Raw genomic sequence first — 14,894 nt, 5'->3', positions numbered from 1 at the left:
ACGTCGAAGGAGCAGCGGACGTGACGAAAGCCGGTGGTGCGGGCCAGCGGATCGAAACCGCCGCGCAAACCCTGTGGGAGGCGCCGGAACTGGCCGCCAACAGTGCGGTCGGTCCGACCGGACGTCCTTTGCGTGAGATCGGGGAGCCCCCGCCGCCGGACCACACCGGGGACGCGCTCATCGTGGCCATGTGCAATCAGAAGGGTGGCGTCGGCAAGACCACCTCGACCATCAATCTCGGTGCGGCACTGGCCGAATACGGCCGGCGGGTGCTGCTGGTGGATCTGGATCCGCAGGGCGCGCTCTCGGCCGGATTGGGCGTGGCACATCACGATCTGGATATGACCGTGCACAATCTGCTGGTCGGGCCGGGCAAGGTCACGGTGGATCAGGTGCTGATCAATACCAAGGTCGAGCAGATGGATCTGCTGCCCAGCAATATCGATCTGTCGGCGGCGGAGATCCAGCTGGTCAACGAGGTCGGCCGCGAGCACACCCTCGGGCGGGCACTGCGGCCGCTGCGGGATCGCTACGACTACATCCTGATCGACTGCCAGCCGTCGCTGGGTCTGCTCACCGTGAATGCGCTGGCCTGCGCGGACGGTGTGATCATTCCGATGGAATGCGAATACTTCTCCCTACGCGGCCTGGCGCTGCTCAATGACACCGTGGAGAAGGTGCGGGACCGGTTGAATCCGGAGTTGAGCCTGTACGGCATCGTGGTCACCATGTTCGATGCCCGGCTCCTGCATTCGCGGCAGGTGATGACGCGTGTGGTCGAGGTCTTCGGTGATTTGGTCTACGACACGGTGATCTCGCGTACCGTGCGCTTCCCGGACGCCTCGGTCGCCGGTGAGCCGATCACCACCTGGGCGCCGAAATCCGGTGGCGCGGAAGCGTATCGGGCCATGGCGCGGGAAGTCATCTTCCGGTCGGGCCGTTGAACGATGCGCTCGAACCCGCGACCTCCGAGGTGGTCGCGGATATTGTCGCGGCGGAACAGCCTGTTGAATCCGTCAATTCAGACAAAAAGACCGGATTTCATCTGCAGCTGAGCAACTTCCAGGGGCCGTTCGATCTGCTGTTGCAGCTCATCAGCTCGCGGCGACTCGATGTCACCGAGGTCGCGCTGCACAAGGTCACCGACGAATTCATCGCCTACACCAAGGCTTTGACCGCCGGCATGTCCGAGAAGACCGGCCTGCGCGCGGATAAGATCCTCGATCAGACCACCGAATTCCTGGTCGTCGCGGCGACCCTGCTCGATCTCAAGGCCGCGCGCCTGCTGCCCTCGGGCGAGGTCACCGATGAGGAAGACCTCGAACTGCTCTCCGCCCGCGACCTGCTCTTCGCCCGGCTGCTGCAGTACCGCGCCTTCAAACAGGTCGCGGAATTGCTCGGCGAACTCGAGGCGGCTGCGCTGCAACGCTATCCGCGCGCGGTCTCGCTGGAAGAGCGCTACCTGGAGCTGTTGCCGGACGTTACGCTGGGAGTGGATGCCGCGGGCTTCGCGGAGGTCGCCGCGGCCGCGTTCCGCCCCCGCCCGACTCCCACGGTGGGCCTGGACCACCTGCACAACCACTCCATCTCGGTCGCCGAACAGGCCGCCCTGGTACTGGAAATGCTGAAGAGTCGCGGTATCGGCGGCTGGACCACCTTCGCGGAGATCTGCCACGACTGTGAGGTCGCGGTGCAGATCGTCGCCCGCTTCCTGGCCCTGCTGGAGCTGTACCGCGGCAAGACGATCGAGTTCGATCAGTCCGATCCGCTCGGCCCGCTGTCGGTGAGCTATGTGGGTGAGCCGGGCGATCGACCCGAACCGATCACCATCGAGGAGGACTGGGGTTGACCGAGTCAGTGCCGAACCCGGGCGACGCGACCGAGAACACCGCGGGCGTGAGCGATGTCCTGGGTGATATCGCCCACGGCGCGAGCGATACCGCCCACGGCGCGAGCGATACCGCCCACGGCGCGAGCGATACCGCCCACGGTTCGAGTGAGCTTGCCCACGGTGCGGGCGGCGTGACATCGGTCGCCGAGGCGATCATCGCGGCCGCCCGGCAGAGCGCCGTGGGAACGCGTCCCGTCGAGACCGAGCCGCCCGCGATGCCCGAGCAGACCCGTCTCGAACTCGATGACGAAGTCGGCGAATCGGAGTCCGACACCCTCGATGAGGCCGAGTTTCGCAGCGCGCTGGAGGCGATGCTGCTGGTCGTGGACGCCCCCGCACCGGTGGAACTGCTGGCCTCGGCCCTGAACGACAGTGCCCGCCGCGTCGAGACCACCCTGCGGCTGATGTCCCGGGAATTGACCGAGCGCCACAGTGGCATGGATCTCAGATTCGTCGGCGACGGCTGGCGTTACTACACGCGGACGGAGTTCGCTCCCTACGTGGAACGTATGCTGTTGGACGGCGCACGTTCGAAGCTCACTCGCGCTGCCTTGGAAACCCTGGCGGTGATCGCCTATCGTCAACCGGTTACCCGGGCCCGTGTGAGTGCGGTGCGCGGCGTGAATATCGACGGCGTGATCAGAACCCTGCTGGCGCGGGGACTGCTCACGGAGGCCGGAACGGACCCGGAGACCAACGGCACCCTGTACGTCACGACCGAACTGTTCCTGGAACGGATCGGGCTGGCGTCCCTGGCGGATCTTCCGCCGCTGGCACCGCTGCTCCCGGGCGTCGACCTGATCGACGAGATCAACGAGAGCCTGGACACCGACCCCCGGTACACCAGGCTGAAAAAACCAGCCGAGGCGGATATCGATCTCGGCACCGAGGATTGAAATAGGACAACGTGAATACTCCCGCTCGCCGAGATGGCACACCGGAACGTAGGAAACGTGGATTCGAACCGCCCAGCCGCGGTTCGCAGTCCGCCCGAGGGACCGACAGGTCCGCACGGGGCGGCGATTCATATGGAAGTGGAAATACCCGTGGTGGCGGCTCGGCCGCCCGCGGTGGATCACGCGGAGACTCGCAGTCGTGGGGGAGCGGCTCGTCTCGCGGATCCAATGAAGGTTCGCGCGGTGGATACCAGGGCTCGCGCGATTCGCGCGGTGGCTCCGGTTACGAAGGCTCACGCGGTGATTCGCGCGGCGGTTCGGGTTACCAGGGTTCCCGCGGCGGATCGACCGGTGGCTCCGGTTATCAGGGTTCGCGCGGTGGATCGAGCGGTGGCTCGGGCTACCAGGGCTCACGCGGTGCGTCGACCGGCGGTTATCAGGGTTCCCGCGGCGGATCGACCGGTGGCTCCGGTTATCAGGATTTGCGTGGTGGATCGAGTGGTGGCTCGGGCTACCAGGGTTCGCGCGGTGGATCGAGCGGTGGCTCGGGCTACCAGGGCTCGCGCGGTGGTTCGGGCTCGTACGACTCGCGTGGCGGTTCCTCGCGTGGCGGCTCCTACGAGGGTTCGCGCGGCGGATACCAAGGCGCACGCGGTGATTCGCGTGGCGGTGCCGGTTCCTATGACGGCGCTCGTGGCGGATCACGCAGTGGCGGTGGATCATTCGGTGATTCGCGAAGTGGTTCGGCCCCCCGCGGCGGCGCGCCGCGCGGCGGCGATGCGCGAGGTACGCAGGGCCGCACCGGATTCGGCGCCGATCGCACCGGATTCGGTCAGGATCGCAATGCCGCGCGCGGTCGAATCGGCGGCGGGCGTCCGCTCGCGCCGAGTACCGCGCCCACGCCCAAGAAGGCCAAGGTGCACCGCCCGTCCCCGGCGCTGCCGGTGATGCTCAGCAATGCCAAGCCCGCCCGGCATCAGCATGTCGATCTCGAGGCCGTGCAGGAGAACCCGAAGAAGCTGCCGTGGGGCGAGGGCGAACGCCTGCAGAAGGTGCTCGCCAAGGCCGGCGTCGCCTCGCGGCGCGTGGCCGAGGACATGATCGAGGCCGGTCGGATCGAGGTCGACGGTCGCATCGTGCGCGAGCAGGGTCTGCGCATCGATCCGGAGAACGCCGTCGTTCGTGTCGATGGTGTGCGTGTCGTGGTTCGTGACGAGCAGGTCTACCTGGCGCTGAACAAGCCCAAGGGCTGGCAGTCCACCATGTCCGACGAGATGGGCCGCCCGTGCGTCGGCGATATCGTCGCCGAGCGCATCGCGGCCGGTCAGCGCCTGTTCCACGTCGGCCGCCTGGACGCCGATACCGAGGGGCTGCTGCTGCTCACCAATGACGGGGATCTGGCGCACCGCCTGATGCATCCGTCGTACGAGGTCTCCAAGACCTACCTGGCCACGGTCAACGGCGAGGTCAATCAGCGCCACGTGGCCAAACTGCTGCGCGAGGGCGTCGAGCTGGAGGACGGTCCGGCCAAGGCCGACAAGTTCCAGGTGCTCGAGGTCGGCCAGGGCAAGTCGCTGGTGAAGATCGTGCTGCACGAGGGTCGCAAGCACATTGTGCGCCGCCTGCTGGCCGAGGTCGGCCATCCGGTGACCGCGCTGGTGCGCACCCATGTGGGTCCGGTGGCGCTGGGTGATCAGCGCCCGGGTGCGCTGCGGGTGCTCGGTCGTGACGAAATCGGGAAGCTCTACGAGGCGGTGTCGTTGTGAACGGTGTGGGATCTGTGAAAGATCGGCTCGGCGGGCTGACGGGCGTCTCCCCGCTGGTGGTGGCCATGGACGGTCCGTCCGGCACCGGCAAGTCGAGCGTGTCGCGCAAGCTGGCGACGCGCCTCGAGGCGAGCTATCTCGATACCGGCGCGATGTACCGGGTGGCGACCCTGCGCGTGCTGCGCAGCGGTGTGGACCTCGATGACGCGGACGCGATCGTGGCGGCGGTCAAGGAATTGCCGCTGACCATCGGCACCGATCCGAGCCGCGAGGTGATTCTGCTCGACGGTGAGGATGTGTCGAGTGAGATCCGCGGCAATGCGGTGACCAAGGCCGTCTCCGCGGTGTCCGCGGTGCCGGAGGTGCGGGAGCAGTTGGTCGCGTTGCAGCGCGATATGGTGACCGCCGCGGGCCGAATCGTGGTGGAGGGCCGCGATATCGGCACCGTGGTATTGCCCGCGGCCGATGTGAAGGTCTATCTGACCGCGTCCGCCGAGGCGCGGGCACTGCGTCGCAACGCGCAGAACATCGCGGAGGGTCGCGGTGACGATTATCAGGCGGTGCTGGCCGATGTGCAGCGCCGCGACAATCTCGATTCCACCCGCAAGGTGTCGCCGCTGCGTCCCGCCGAGGACGCGGTGTTGGTCGACACCAGCGAGCTGAACAAGGACGAGGTTATCGACGAGCTGTTTCGCGTTGTGCGGCAGCAGATTTCGGCAGGAGGCGCGCAGTGACGCAGGACACCTTCGCCGGTGACGGCATTTGGTCGGACGAAACCGACTGGGATCTGGCCGAATTCGAGGGCGAGCAGGACGCCGAACATGTGCCCATGCCGACGCTGGCCATTGTCGGCCGGCCGAACGTGGGCAAATCCACGCTGGTGAACCGTATTCTGGGCCGCCGCGAAGCGGTGGTCGAGGATGTGCCGGGCGTGACCCGCGACCGCATCTCGTACGAGGCCACCTGGGCCGGACGCAAATTCCTGGTGCAGGACACCGGCGGCTGGGAGCCCGACGCCAAGGGGTTGCAGCAGTCGGTGGCCCGGCAGGCCGAGATCGCCATGCAGACCGCGGACGCCATCGTGGTGGTCGTGGACGCGGTGGTCGGCGCGACCGCCACCGATGAAGCGGTGGCAAAGGTGTTGCGCCGCTCCAAGACCCCGGTGATCCTGGTCGCCAACAAGGTCGACAATCAGAAGCTGGAATCCGATGCGGCGGCGCTGTGGTCGCTGGGTCTGGGTGAGCCCAAACTGGTTTCGGCCGCGCACGGTCGCGGTACCGGTGATCTCCTGGACGATATTCTGGCGGTGCTACCCGAAACCCCGCGTGAGGGCGGCAATCCGCTCGGCGGCCCGCGGCGCGTGGCGCTGGTCGGCAAACCGAATGTCGGCAAATCCAGTCTGATCAACAAGCTTTCGGGCCAGGAGCGCTCGGTAGTGCACGATGTCGCGGGCACCACCGTCGATCCGGTCGATACGCTGGTCGAATTAGGCGGTAAGCCTTGGCGTTTCGTCGATACCGCGGGTCTGCGCCGTAAGGTGGCCAATGCCAGCGGCACCGAGTTCTACGCCTCGCTGCGCACCAAGTCCGCGGTCGAGGCCGCCGAGGTGGCGGTCATGCTCATCGATGCCTCGCAGCCGGTGACCGAACAGGATCTGCGCGTCATCTCCATGGTGGCCGAGACCGGTCGCGCGCTGGTGATCGCCTACAACAAGTGGGATCTGGTCGATGAGGATCGGCGCGAACAGCTCGAGCGCGAGATCGATCGCGAAATGGTGCAGGTGCGCTGGGCGCAGCGGGTCAATATCTCCGCGCACACCGGTCGTGCCGTGCAGAAGCTGGTTCCGGCCATGGAGACCGCCCTCGAATCGTGGGATAAGCGCATCTCCACCGGCCGCCTGAACAACTGGCTCAAAGAGGTGGTGGCCGCGACGCCGCCGCCCATGCGCGGTGGCCGACTGCCCCGCGTCATGTTCGCCACCCAGGCGTCCACCCGCCCGCCGACGTTCGTGCTCTTCACCACGGGCTTCCTCGAGGCCGGTTACCGCCGGTTCATCGAGCGCAGGCTGCGTGAGGAGTTCGGCTTCGACGGTTCACCGGTGCAGGTGAACGTCCGCGTGCGCGAGAAGCGCGAGCGCAAGAAGTAGGCGTACCACGCCCGATGAACGGCCTCCGGCGAATTCGCCGGGGGCCGTTCTGATTTGAGCCGCCGACCCCTGCTTCAGCGGGAGTAATTGGTGATGTAGTGCTCGTACCCGTCCAGGAGGCGATCCAGGGCGAAGCCGAAATCGCCTTCCTCCCAGTGCATATCGTCATCTTCGAAGGCGCGGTTGGTGACGGCGCTGGAGACGGCGGGGTAGCGGGCCGGGTCGAGGATTCGGCTCAGGATGGCGGTGTAGTCCTTTTCGTCCTCGAGGTTATTCAGGGTGTCGCGCAGGAAGCGGGCTCGGCCTATGACGAAGAAGGAGAGGTTGACCAGCAGTTGTAGACGCTGGGGTTCGGGGATGGGGAGATCGGCGAGGGCGGACATGCCGGTTTCGAGCCAGTCCATATTGTTCGGGCCCAGCGGGGGACCGGTCATGGGAATGTCCAGCCACCAGTCGTGCCGTTGGATGGTGCGGAATTCGGCCCAGGCCCATGCGGACAGGCCCGCGCGCCATCCGCTGCCGGTGGGCAGGACCGGGGGCGGGCCGATGACGCGGTCCAGCAGAATGTCGACCAGGGTGTCCTTGCTGTCGACATAGCGGTAGAGGGACATGGGGGTGAAGCCGAGTTCCTTGGCGATACGGCCCATGGAGATCGCGGCGAACCCCTCGGCGTCGCCTATCGTGACGGCCGCGTCGATGATCTGGTCCAGGCTCATACCGCGTTTGGGGCCGCGGGTGCCGGGATCGTCCAGGTTCCACATCAGTTTGACCGCCTTGGGCAGGACGCGTTCGTCGTGCCGATCCATTCGACCCTCCTGTTCTCGTACTCCTACACATCTTGCGCCATTCAGAAAACTGTGTAGCCTATAAACAAAGTGTAGGACATATACAGTTTTCTGATTCGGGGTTCCCATGACAACCACTCAACAGCCCGCCATCGAAGTGGCCGGGCTGAGAAAATCCTTCGGCGGACATCCGGTGCTGCGTGGCATCGACGTGAATGTCCCTGCCGGAACGGTCTTTTCGCTACTCGGGCCGAACGGCGCGGGCAAGACCACCATGGTCCGCATTCTCGCCACCCTCGGCAGGCTCGATGCCGGGCGGGTACGGGTCGGCGGTTTCGATCCGATGCGACAGCCCGATGCGGTGCGCCGCATCATCGGCGTCACCGGCCAGTCCTCGGCCGTCGACCCGGTGCTGACGGGCGAGGAGAATCTCCGCCTGGCGGGTCGGCTGCTGCATCTCGGTGGCGGGGAAACGGCAAGGCGCACAACGCGATTGCTCAAGCAGTTCGACCTCACCGAGGCGGCCGGCAAACGCACCGGCTCCTACTCCGGCGGAATGGTGCGCCGCCTGGATCTGGCCATGAGCCTGATGGGCGATCCCGGCATCATCTTCCTCGACGAGCCGACCACCGGGCTCGATCCGCGCAGCCGCCGCGAATTATGGTCGGTGATCCGGGCGCTGGTGAGCGAGGGCGTCACCGTCTTCCTCACCACCCAGTATCTGGAGGAGGCCGATCAGCTCGCCGATCGCATCGCGGTGCTGGACGACGGTCGCATTGTGGCCGAGGGCACCGCGGCGGAGTTGAAGAAGCTCGCCCCCGGCGGCCATATCCGCATCGGATTCGCCGACGAACAGGGCCTGGTGGCGGCCGCCAACGCGCTGCCGAGCGCGGAGGCCGATCTCGAGCAACTGGTACTCCAAATTCCCTCGGACGGCAGTGTCGGCGATATCCGAAGACTGCTGGAGCATTTCGACGATCGTGATCTCGCCATCGGCCAATTGTCCATCCACACACCGGATCTCGACGATGTCTTCTTCGCTCTGACCGGCAACTCCTCGAAAGGCGCACAGCTGTGAGCACTGTGGTTCGCGCGGCCCAGGATTCGACCACCATGATGGGCCGCAGTTTCCGGCATACGCTGCGCAGTCCGGACACCCTGCTGATGACCATCGTCATCCCGCTCATGATTCTACTGATGTTCGTCTACGTCTTCGGCGGCGCGTTCGATGTGGGCGGTAAGTACATCAACTATGTGGTGCCCGGAATCATCCTGCTCTGCGCGGGTTTCGGGGCGGGCGGCACGGCGGTGAGCGTCTCCACCGATATGCACAATGGCATTGTCGATCGTTTTCGCGCCATGGCGATCTCGCGTTCGTCACTGCTCACCGGTCATGTGGCCGAGAGCGTCCTGCGCAATATGATCACCACCGGCTTGGTGATTCTGGTGGCGGTGGCGCTGGGGTTCCGCCCCACCGCCGATCCGCTGCGCTGGCTGGGCGTGCTCGGTCTATTGGCGATCTTCATCCTGGCGCTCTCCTGGCTGGCCGCCGCCCTGGGCCTGCTCGCCCCGAATCCGGAGGCGGCCAATGGATTCACCTTCAGCTTCATGTTCCTGCCGTACGTGAGCAGTGCCTTCGTCCCATTGCACACCCTGCCGGGCTGGCTGCGCGGCTTCGCCGAACATCAGCCCATCACCCCGATCACCGAGACCGTCCGCGGCCTGCTGATGGGCACGCCGGTGGGGCACAACCCGGTGACGGCGCTGTTGTGGTGTGCCGGAATAGGTTTGGCGGGTTATCTGGCCGCGGGTGCGCTGTACCGCCGTCGCGGGCTGCACTGAGCCGAGTTCGGTTGCGGGGATCCGGGACAGCCGGATCCCCGCAATATTCGTCTACGCCGATATGCGCATTAAAGCATGTTTGTCCGGATCGTCAACCGAGAGAGCCCCTCGGGTCGGGCACCCATGTGCCCAGTTGCATTGCGCCACAAGATCATCGCCATGATCCCGGGATTGAGAGCGGATAGGCATCTTAGGTAAACCCGCGCGCCCGCGCCGGCATCACGCCGTGGATGTTGGGTTTCGCACACTTCCTAACAAGCAAATGCTTGGGTTGATAACCTCGGAAGAGCAGGAGGACGGTGACGGGCATCGGTCGCAACGCAGCGAACGCGCACTGCCAATCGGGACCGCGTAGGACGCGGCCGTCGGGACTATCAATGGGGATGTTGTCCGGGGGCAATTCTTTTCGGCTCGGCGTCGAGTTGTGAACGCCAGGTGTGTGTCGTCGCGCGCCGCCGCCCGTCACCGGCAAGGCAATACGACAGGACATCCCATGAGCAATGCACCGGTACTTCCGAACCCGAACCACCCACTGCTTCCCGTGGCTCGGGTCTATACGAATTACTTCACCCCGACGGTGACCGGCATCGAGAATCTGCCGGCGGCGGGGCCGGCCCTGGTGATCGGCAATCACTCGTCGATCTATTGGGCGCCCGAGGTATGGATCACCTTCATGGCCGCCATGGATCGCCGCCCGAATGAGCCCACTTTCGGTGTCGCGCACGAAATCCTTTTGCGCGCACCGGGTCTCGGAGACAGTCTGCGCGACTTCGGAGTGATTCCGGCCTCGCAGGAGGCGGCCACGGCCGGGCTCAAGGACGGCGGCGCGGTGATGGTCTACCCGGGTGGGGACTGGGAGGCGTGCCGGCCGTGGACCGATCGCGGCAAGGTCGACTTCGCCGGGCGTAAGGGTTTCATCCGGCTGGCGCTCAAACTCGGCGTGCCGGTGATTCCGGCGGTCGCCAACGGCGGCCATGATTCGATCTTCATTGTCAGTCGTGGTGAGCGCACCGCGCGCCTGCTGGGTCTGGATAAGCTGGTGCGCGCCAAGGTGTTTCCGTACACTGTCGGCCTGCCCTTCGGCGTCGCGCCGATTCTGCCGCAGATTCCGCTGCCCTCGCACGTGGATGTGAGCTTCCTGCCCGCCCTGGACTGGTCCACCCAGCCGGGCGATCCGGAGGACACCGAGTTGGTCGATCGCATCTACGACCGGACGGTCGGGGTCATGCAGACCGAGCTGGATCGCCTGCGCGCGGCGACCCCGCATCCGGTGGCGACCGGATTGAAGAACCATGTGGCGGCGCTGCCGGGTCCGCTGTCGGGTCTGGCGAATCTGCTGTAACCGACGGGTCTGACGCATTCGAGTAGCTCCCGGGGGTGATTCCCGGGAGCCATTCGCGGTGACCTGCTCTCGAATTCGCCGTCCCGATCGATCCGATTGCGGCGGCGTGCATCCCCGGCCGCCGACACGAGTTGTGGTTAACTCTCGGCTATCGCATGCTGCCGGTCGCCCATCGCGAGCGTGCCGCACAGACCGGGAGGCTGGAAGTCATGGCGCGCCTTGTTCATTCGGTGAGACCGGCGCTGGCGGCGGTGGCCGCGCTCGCCGTGATCATCGTGGTGCCGCCGCTCGTGGACGCGGCCGTACCCACCCGCGAGACGCCGGTCTCGGCGGGCACCGAAGTCACCCTCACAGCCACGGGATTGGGTGCGGTCCACGGCACCGCCGACCCGTCGAACGGCGTCTCCTTCGAGGTGCCCGAGGCCATGCGGCGCATCGCCACCGGCGATATCGCCACCGGGATCTTCGAATCCGATATCGGTGAACAGCGCCTGGGCGTCTCGGTGGTGGACGGCATCACCGATTTCGACACCGCCGCACCGCGACTGCTGCTGCCGCTGCGCGCGGCCGGGCAGGAGGTCGACTTCGACGGCACTGTCATCGATGCCGGCGCGTTCCACGGCCTGTTCTGCGTCCTGCCCGGCACCGCGGGCGGTGTCTGCGCGGTCGCGAACTCCGGTGATATCGCGGTGACCATTACTGTCACCGGTCCGACCCGGGAGGCGGGCCGCGCGCTCATCCTGGCCGTGCTCGCCTCGGCCGCGGCGGTGCAGGTGTGAGTCGGCCGGGAGCGGGCGCTCCGGTGGCGATGACGAGTGCCGGGCCGATCGAGGCGGGGAGTTGGTTCCAGCCGAGGTCGGCGCTGTTCTGGGTCTACTGCCCGGCGGTACTGGCGGGTCCGCTGATCTTCCTGGCGCAGGCCGCGGGAATGGTCCGATACGGCGGCGCGGAGGCCATGGCGGCGCTGCCCGTCACCGCGGCGACCCTGCTGTTCTTCGGCTGGGTGTTGTGCGAGCTGGATCCCTTTCGCGCGCGGCGGCGTCTGGTCGCGCCGATTGTGCTGGGCTTCCTCTGGGGCGCGTCGGTCTGGCCGGGTGTGGCGCTGTGGGCGAATGACCATGTGACGCACGCGGTGACGAATCTGGCGGGCGATGCGTTCGCGAGCGACTGGCAGGCCGCGATCGCCGCGCCCATCGATGAGGAGTTCATCAAGGCGATCGGTATCGCGGTGGTGGCGGTGCTGTTCCGATCCCGGTTGCGGCGGCCCGTGGACGGTTTCCTGATCGGCGGTTTCGTCGGTTTGGGCGCGCAGATTTCCGAGGATGTGCTGTACAGCGTGCAGGCCGCGCTGGCGGCGCCGCAGAATCCGGTGGCCGATGTGCTGATCGTGGCGCTGCTGCGGTTGGTGACGGCGTTGACTTCGCACTGGGCCATGTCCGCGCTGGCGGGCGTCGGCATTGTGGTGCTGTTGATTCGTACCGATCGGTCGTGGGGCTGGCGAGTGGGATGCTGCGCGCTGTTCTACGGCCTGGCGGTGCTGATGCACTTCACCTTCGACGCACCGCGTCCGGGCGGTCCGGGCTGGTTGATGATGGTCCTGCCGGTCATCATCGATCTGGCGATCTTCACCCTGGCCTACCGCTGGGTATTGGGCACCGAGCGAAAGTGGTTGCGCGGCATCATCGCCCAGCCGATAGCCCGCGGCCTGGGTGCGGAGGCGCAGTTGGCCGCACTGCTCACCCGGCGCAGTCGGCGGCGGGCACGGTCGGGATTGCGTGCGGCCACACGAATGGATCGCCGCCAGGCCCGGCGCTATGAGCGCGAGCTGATCGATCGGGTGGGGCTGCTGGCCGAGCCGCGACCGCAGCCGATGTGGAACTACCAGCAAACCTCGGAGAGGTAGTCGCATAATGCGTCGATGGGTGGTCGAAGTCGATCCTGAGCGTGCCGGTTACCAGCGACTTGGGTGCCGAGCGCTAGCTTGTTCGCTATGAGTGAGGGCAAGTCGCTTCCGGATACGGCCGGTGACGACCGCGCGCGCGAACTGCTCGAGCGGCGACAGCAAGCATTGTGCAAATATTTGGAGGCCAGTGGCGATGTCGCGGGCAGCCGTATTCGCGCCAATCTCACCGGGTGGCGGCGCTGGCTGCATCGGCTGCCCGGCACCACCATCGCCAATGCCTCGGGGCGGCGCGACGCACTGCTGCGCGAACTGGCCCGGCACGGTGTCGGTGCGGAGGATCGGCGCTGGGGTGTGCTGTCGGGTGGTTATCTGCGCAGCCGCGGCGCCCCGATCGGGTTGGAGTTCACCCTCGCGGAGTTGATGTCCGAGTACGAGTCCACCGATCCGCATTGGGCGCGGCAGTTGCGCGTCCTCGCCGACGCCGCCGAACGGGTGCGCCCGCTGGCGGCGCTGGGGGATCGGGTGGCGGTCGGCGATCTCACCGAACAGGTGGTGGCGGTGACCCGGGCGGCCCCGGATGAGGCGGCGCGCCAGCGCCTCTCGGACCATCTGCCCGGCGCGCTGCGCCCGCTGCCCGCCGACCTCGAATCCCTGCGCCGCGGTGACGATCTGGTCGATGTGGCCTTCGACGTGTACGCGAACACCATCAAGCTGGACAACATCACGGTGAATCCGGAGTTGCGCGGCACCGGCCTGGGAACGGCCGTGCTGCAACAGCTGTGCCGGGCCGCCGACGCCCACCACCTGACCATTGTGGGACAGTTGGTCCCGACCTACCGCGATGACGATTCGGCGGTCCCCCTACTGGCGGCCTGGTGCCGAAAACACGGTTTCGCGGTCAATGAGCGCCTGGGCGGCCGCATCTCGCGCACCCCGGCCAGCATTTCGTGACCGGACCATGCGAAGGGGATTGTCGATGAGTGTGGCTGTCGCGTTGTTCACCCGGGATCTGCGGGTGCGGGACAATCCGGTGCTGGCCGCCGCGGCGCGGGCGCGGGGGGTGGTGCCGCTGTTCGTTTTCGATGATCGGATTCTGGGCCGGACGGAATTGGGCGGCAACCGGATTCGGTTTCTGCTGGCGGCGCTGGGGGAGCTGGATACGGAATTGCGGGCGATGGGCGGCCGGTTGGTGTTGCGGCGCGGGGAGGTCGCCGAGGAGGTGGCGCGGGTCGCGCGGCAGGTGGGGGCCGATCGGGTGCATATCGCGGCGGATGTGAGCGGATACAGTGCGGTGCGGCTGCGGCGGCTACGGGAACAGTTGGGGCACAACGGTATCGAGGTCACCGAGCATGCCGGTTCGGTGAGCGTGGTGGATCCCGCCGAACTTCGCCCGGCGACCGGACGCGATCATTTCTCGATATTCACCCCGTATTTCCGGCGCTGGGTCGAGACGCCGCTGCGCGCCGCCGCGCCCCGGCCTTCGGTATTGACCGTTCCCGAGGTGGACGGTATCGATATGCCCGACCGGGCCGAGCTGTGCGCGGAGGAAGGGTCTCCGCAGCTCGAGGTGGGCGGAGAGACGACCGGGCGAAAGATCCTGCGCGCCTGGCTTTCCGGCCCGGTCGCCGAGTACGAGGCCCGCAATGACGATCTCGGTGCGGACGCCACCTCGCATCTGGGCGCGTACCTGCATTTCGGCTGCCTCTCACCGACCGAGCTGGTGCGCCGCACCGATCTGTCCACCCCGGGCGGTCATGCCTTCGCCCGTCAGCTCGCCTGGCGCGATTTCAACAATCAACTCCTGGCCGCCCGCCCCGAGGTGGCGGTGCGGGACTATCGCCCCCGTCCGGCCCCGTGGCGCACCGACCCGCGGGCCGTGAAGGCTTGGCGCACAGGCAGAACCGGCTATCCGATCATCGACGCCGCCATGCGCCAACTGGTGGCCGAGGGTTGGATGCCCGGTCGCGCCCGGCTGGTCGCGGCCGGCTTCCTGAGCAAATCCCTCGGCATCGACTGGCGTATCGGCGCAGCGCATTTCATGCACTGGCTGGCCGACGGCGATGTGGCCAACAATCAACTGAATTGGCAGTGGGCCGCGGGCACCGGCACCGACACCCGCCCGAACCGCATGCTCAACCCGCTGCGCCAGGCCGAACGCTATGACCCCGAGGGCAGTTACGTCCATCGCTGGCTCCCCGAACTCGCCGAGCTGCCCGGCCCGGCCGCCCACAAACCCTGGCGCTCACCCCTTCTCGCCCCCGACTATCCGCCCCCCATCATCGAATGCAAAGGCATGTGACGGGAACGCCGAAATGGGGGCGGG

At 66.8% G+C, this 14,894-nt stretch carries 14 protein-coding genes; 13 read left to right on the top strand and 1 reads right to left on the bottom strand.

The genetic code is table 11. The annotated features are described in order from the left end of the window. The first annotated feature begins 50 nt into the window (after positions 1–50). From NA10_RS14515 to der, 6 genes are all read left to right on the top strand, one after another. Complete coding sequence (locus tag NA10_RS14515) at positions 51–944, top strand: ParA family protein (RefSeq protein WP_084514673.1); 894 nt, start codon at positions 51–53, stop codon at positions 942–944. A 41-nt stretch (positions 945–985) separates the two neighbouring features. Next, positions 986–1,849, top strand: coding sequence for a segregation and condensation protein A (locus tag NA10_RS14510; RefSeq protein WP_157556515.1), 864 nt, complete (start codon positions 986–988; stop codon positions 1,847–1,849). Positions 1,850–2,106: 257 nt separating this feature from the next. Continuing rightward, positions 2,107–2,787 carry an SMC-Scp complex subunit ScpB gene (gene scpB, locus NA10_RS14505; RefSeq protein ID WP_067568370.1) on the top strand — a complete coding sequence of 227 codons (681 nt, stop codon included), beginning with the start codon at positions 2,107–2,109 and terminating at the stop codon, positions 2,785–2,787. Positions 2,788–3,269: 482 nt separating this feature from the next. Continuing rightward, positions 3,270–4,553, top strand: a complete 1,284-nt coding sequence (locus tag NA10_RS38645; RefSeq protein ID WP_245677204.1) for a pseudouridine synthase — start codon at positions 3,270–3,272, stop codon at positions 4,551–4,553. A 65-nt stretch (positions 4,554–4,618) separates the two neighbouring features. Next, on the top strand, positions 4,619–5,287 hold the full coding sequence (cmk, locus tag NA10_RS14495) for a (d)CMP kinase (RefSeq protein ID WP_084514669.1): 669 nt from the start codon (positions 4,619–4,621) through the stop codon (positions 5,285–5,287). Next, positions 5,284–6,699 (top strand): ribosome biogenesis GTPase Der, encoded by a 1,416-nt coding sequence (gene der, locus NA10_RS14490; RefSeq protein ID WP_067568317.1) that lies wholly within the window; start codon positions 5,284–5,286, stop codon positions 6,697–6,699. Before cmk ends, der begins: the two co-directional genes overlap by 4 nt. A 74-nt stretch (positions 6,700–6,773) precedes the next feature. Here der and NA10_RS14485 read toward each other — a convergent pair whose 3' ends face one another. Then, a complete protein-coding gene (locus tag NA10_RS14485) occupies positions 6,774–7,505 on the bottom strand; it encodes a TetR/AcrR family transcriptional regulator (RefSeq protein ID WP_067568315.1) in 732 nt (243 codons plus the stop codon). A gap of 106 nt (positions 7,506–7,611) precedes the next feature. Between NA10_RS14485 and NA10_RS14480 the strand changes: the two genes are divergently transcribed. The 7 genes from NA10_RS14480 to NA10_RS14450 all read left to right on the top strand — a co-directional run bounded on the left by NA10_RS14480 (position 7,612) and on the right by NA10_RS14450 (position 14,870). Continuing rightward, a complete protein-coding gene (locus NA10_RS14480; RefSeq protein ID WP_067568313.1) occupies positions 7,612–8,562 on the top strand; it encodes an ATP-binding cassette domain-containing protein in 951 nt (316 codons plus the stop codon). Between the two features lie 35 nt (positions 8,563–8,597). Continuing rightward, on the top strand, positions 8,598–9,326 hold the full coding sequence (locus NA10_RS14475) for an ABC transporter permease (RefSeq protein WP_067568367.1): 729 nt from the start codon (positions 8,598–8,600) through the stop codon (positions 9,324–9,326). Between the two features lie 493 nt (positions 9,327–9,819). Then, on the top strand, positions 9,820–10,668 hold the full coding sequence (locus tag NA10_RS14470; RefSeq protein ID WP_084514656.1) for a 1-acyl-sn-glycerol-3-phosphate acyltransferase: 849 nt from the start codon (positions 9,820–9,822) through the stop codon (positions 10,666–10,668). A 209-nt stretch (positions 10,669–10,877) separates the two neighbouring features. Next, complete coding sequence (locus NA10_RS14465; RefSeq protein WP_157556511.1) at positions 10,878–11,447, top strand: hypothetical protein; 570 nt, start codon at positions 10,878–10,880, stop codon at positions 11,445–11,447. After that, entirely contained in the window at positions 11,444–12,571 is a 1,128-nt protein-coding gene (locus NA10_RS14460) for a PrsW family intramembrane metalloprotease (protein WP_157556510.1), read from the top strand. The genes NA10_RS14465 and NA10_RS14460 overlap by 4 nt, the downstream gene beginning before the upstream one ends. A gap of 87 nt (positions 12,572–12,658) precedes the next feature. Then, entirely contained in the window at positions 12,659–13,522 is an 864-nt protein-coding gene (locus NA10_RS14455; protein WP_067568305.1) for a GNAT family N-acetyltransferase, read from the top strand. Positions 13,523–13,547: 25 nt separating this feature from the next. Further along, a complete protein-coding gene (locus NA10_RS14450; RefSeq protein ID WP_067568304.1) occupies positions 13,548–14,870 on the top strand; it encodes a cryptochrome/photolyase family protein in 1,323 nt (440 codons plus the stop codon). Positions 14,871–14,894: the final 24 nt, after the last annotated feature.

This window comes from Nocardia acidivorans NBRC 108247 (assembly GCF_001625085.1).
In the GTDB taxonomy this organism is placed as follows: Bacteria; Actinomycetota; Actinomycetes; order Mycobacteriales; family Mycobacteriaceae; genus Nocardia; species Nocardia acidivorans.
This window is presented reverse-complemented; position numbering and strand designations above follow the sequence as displayed.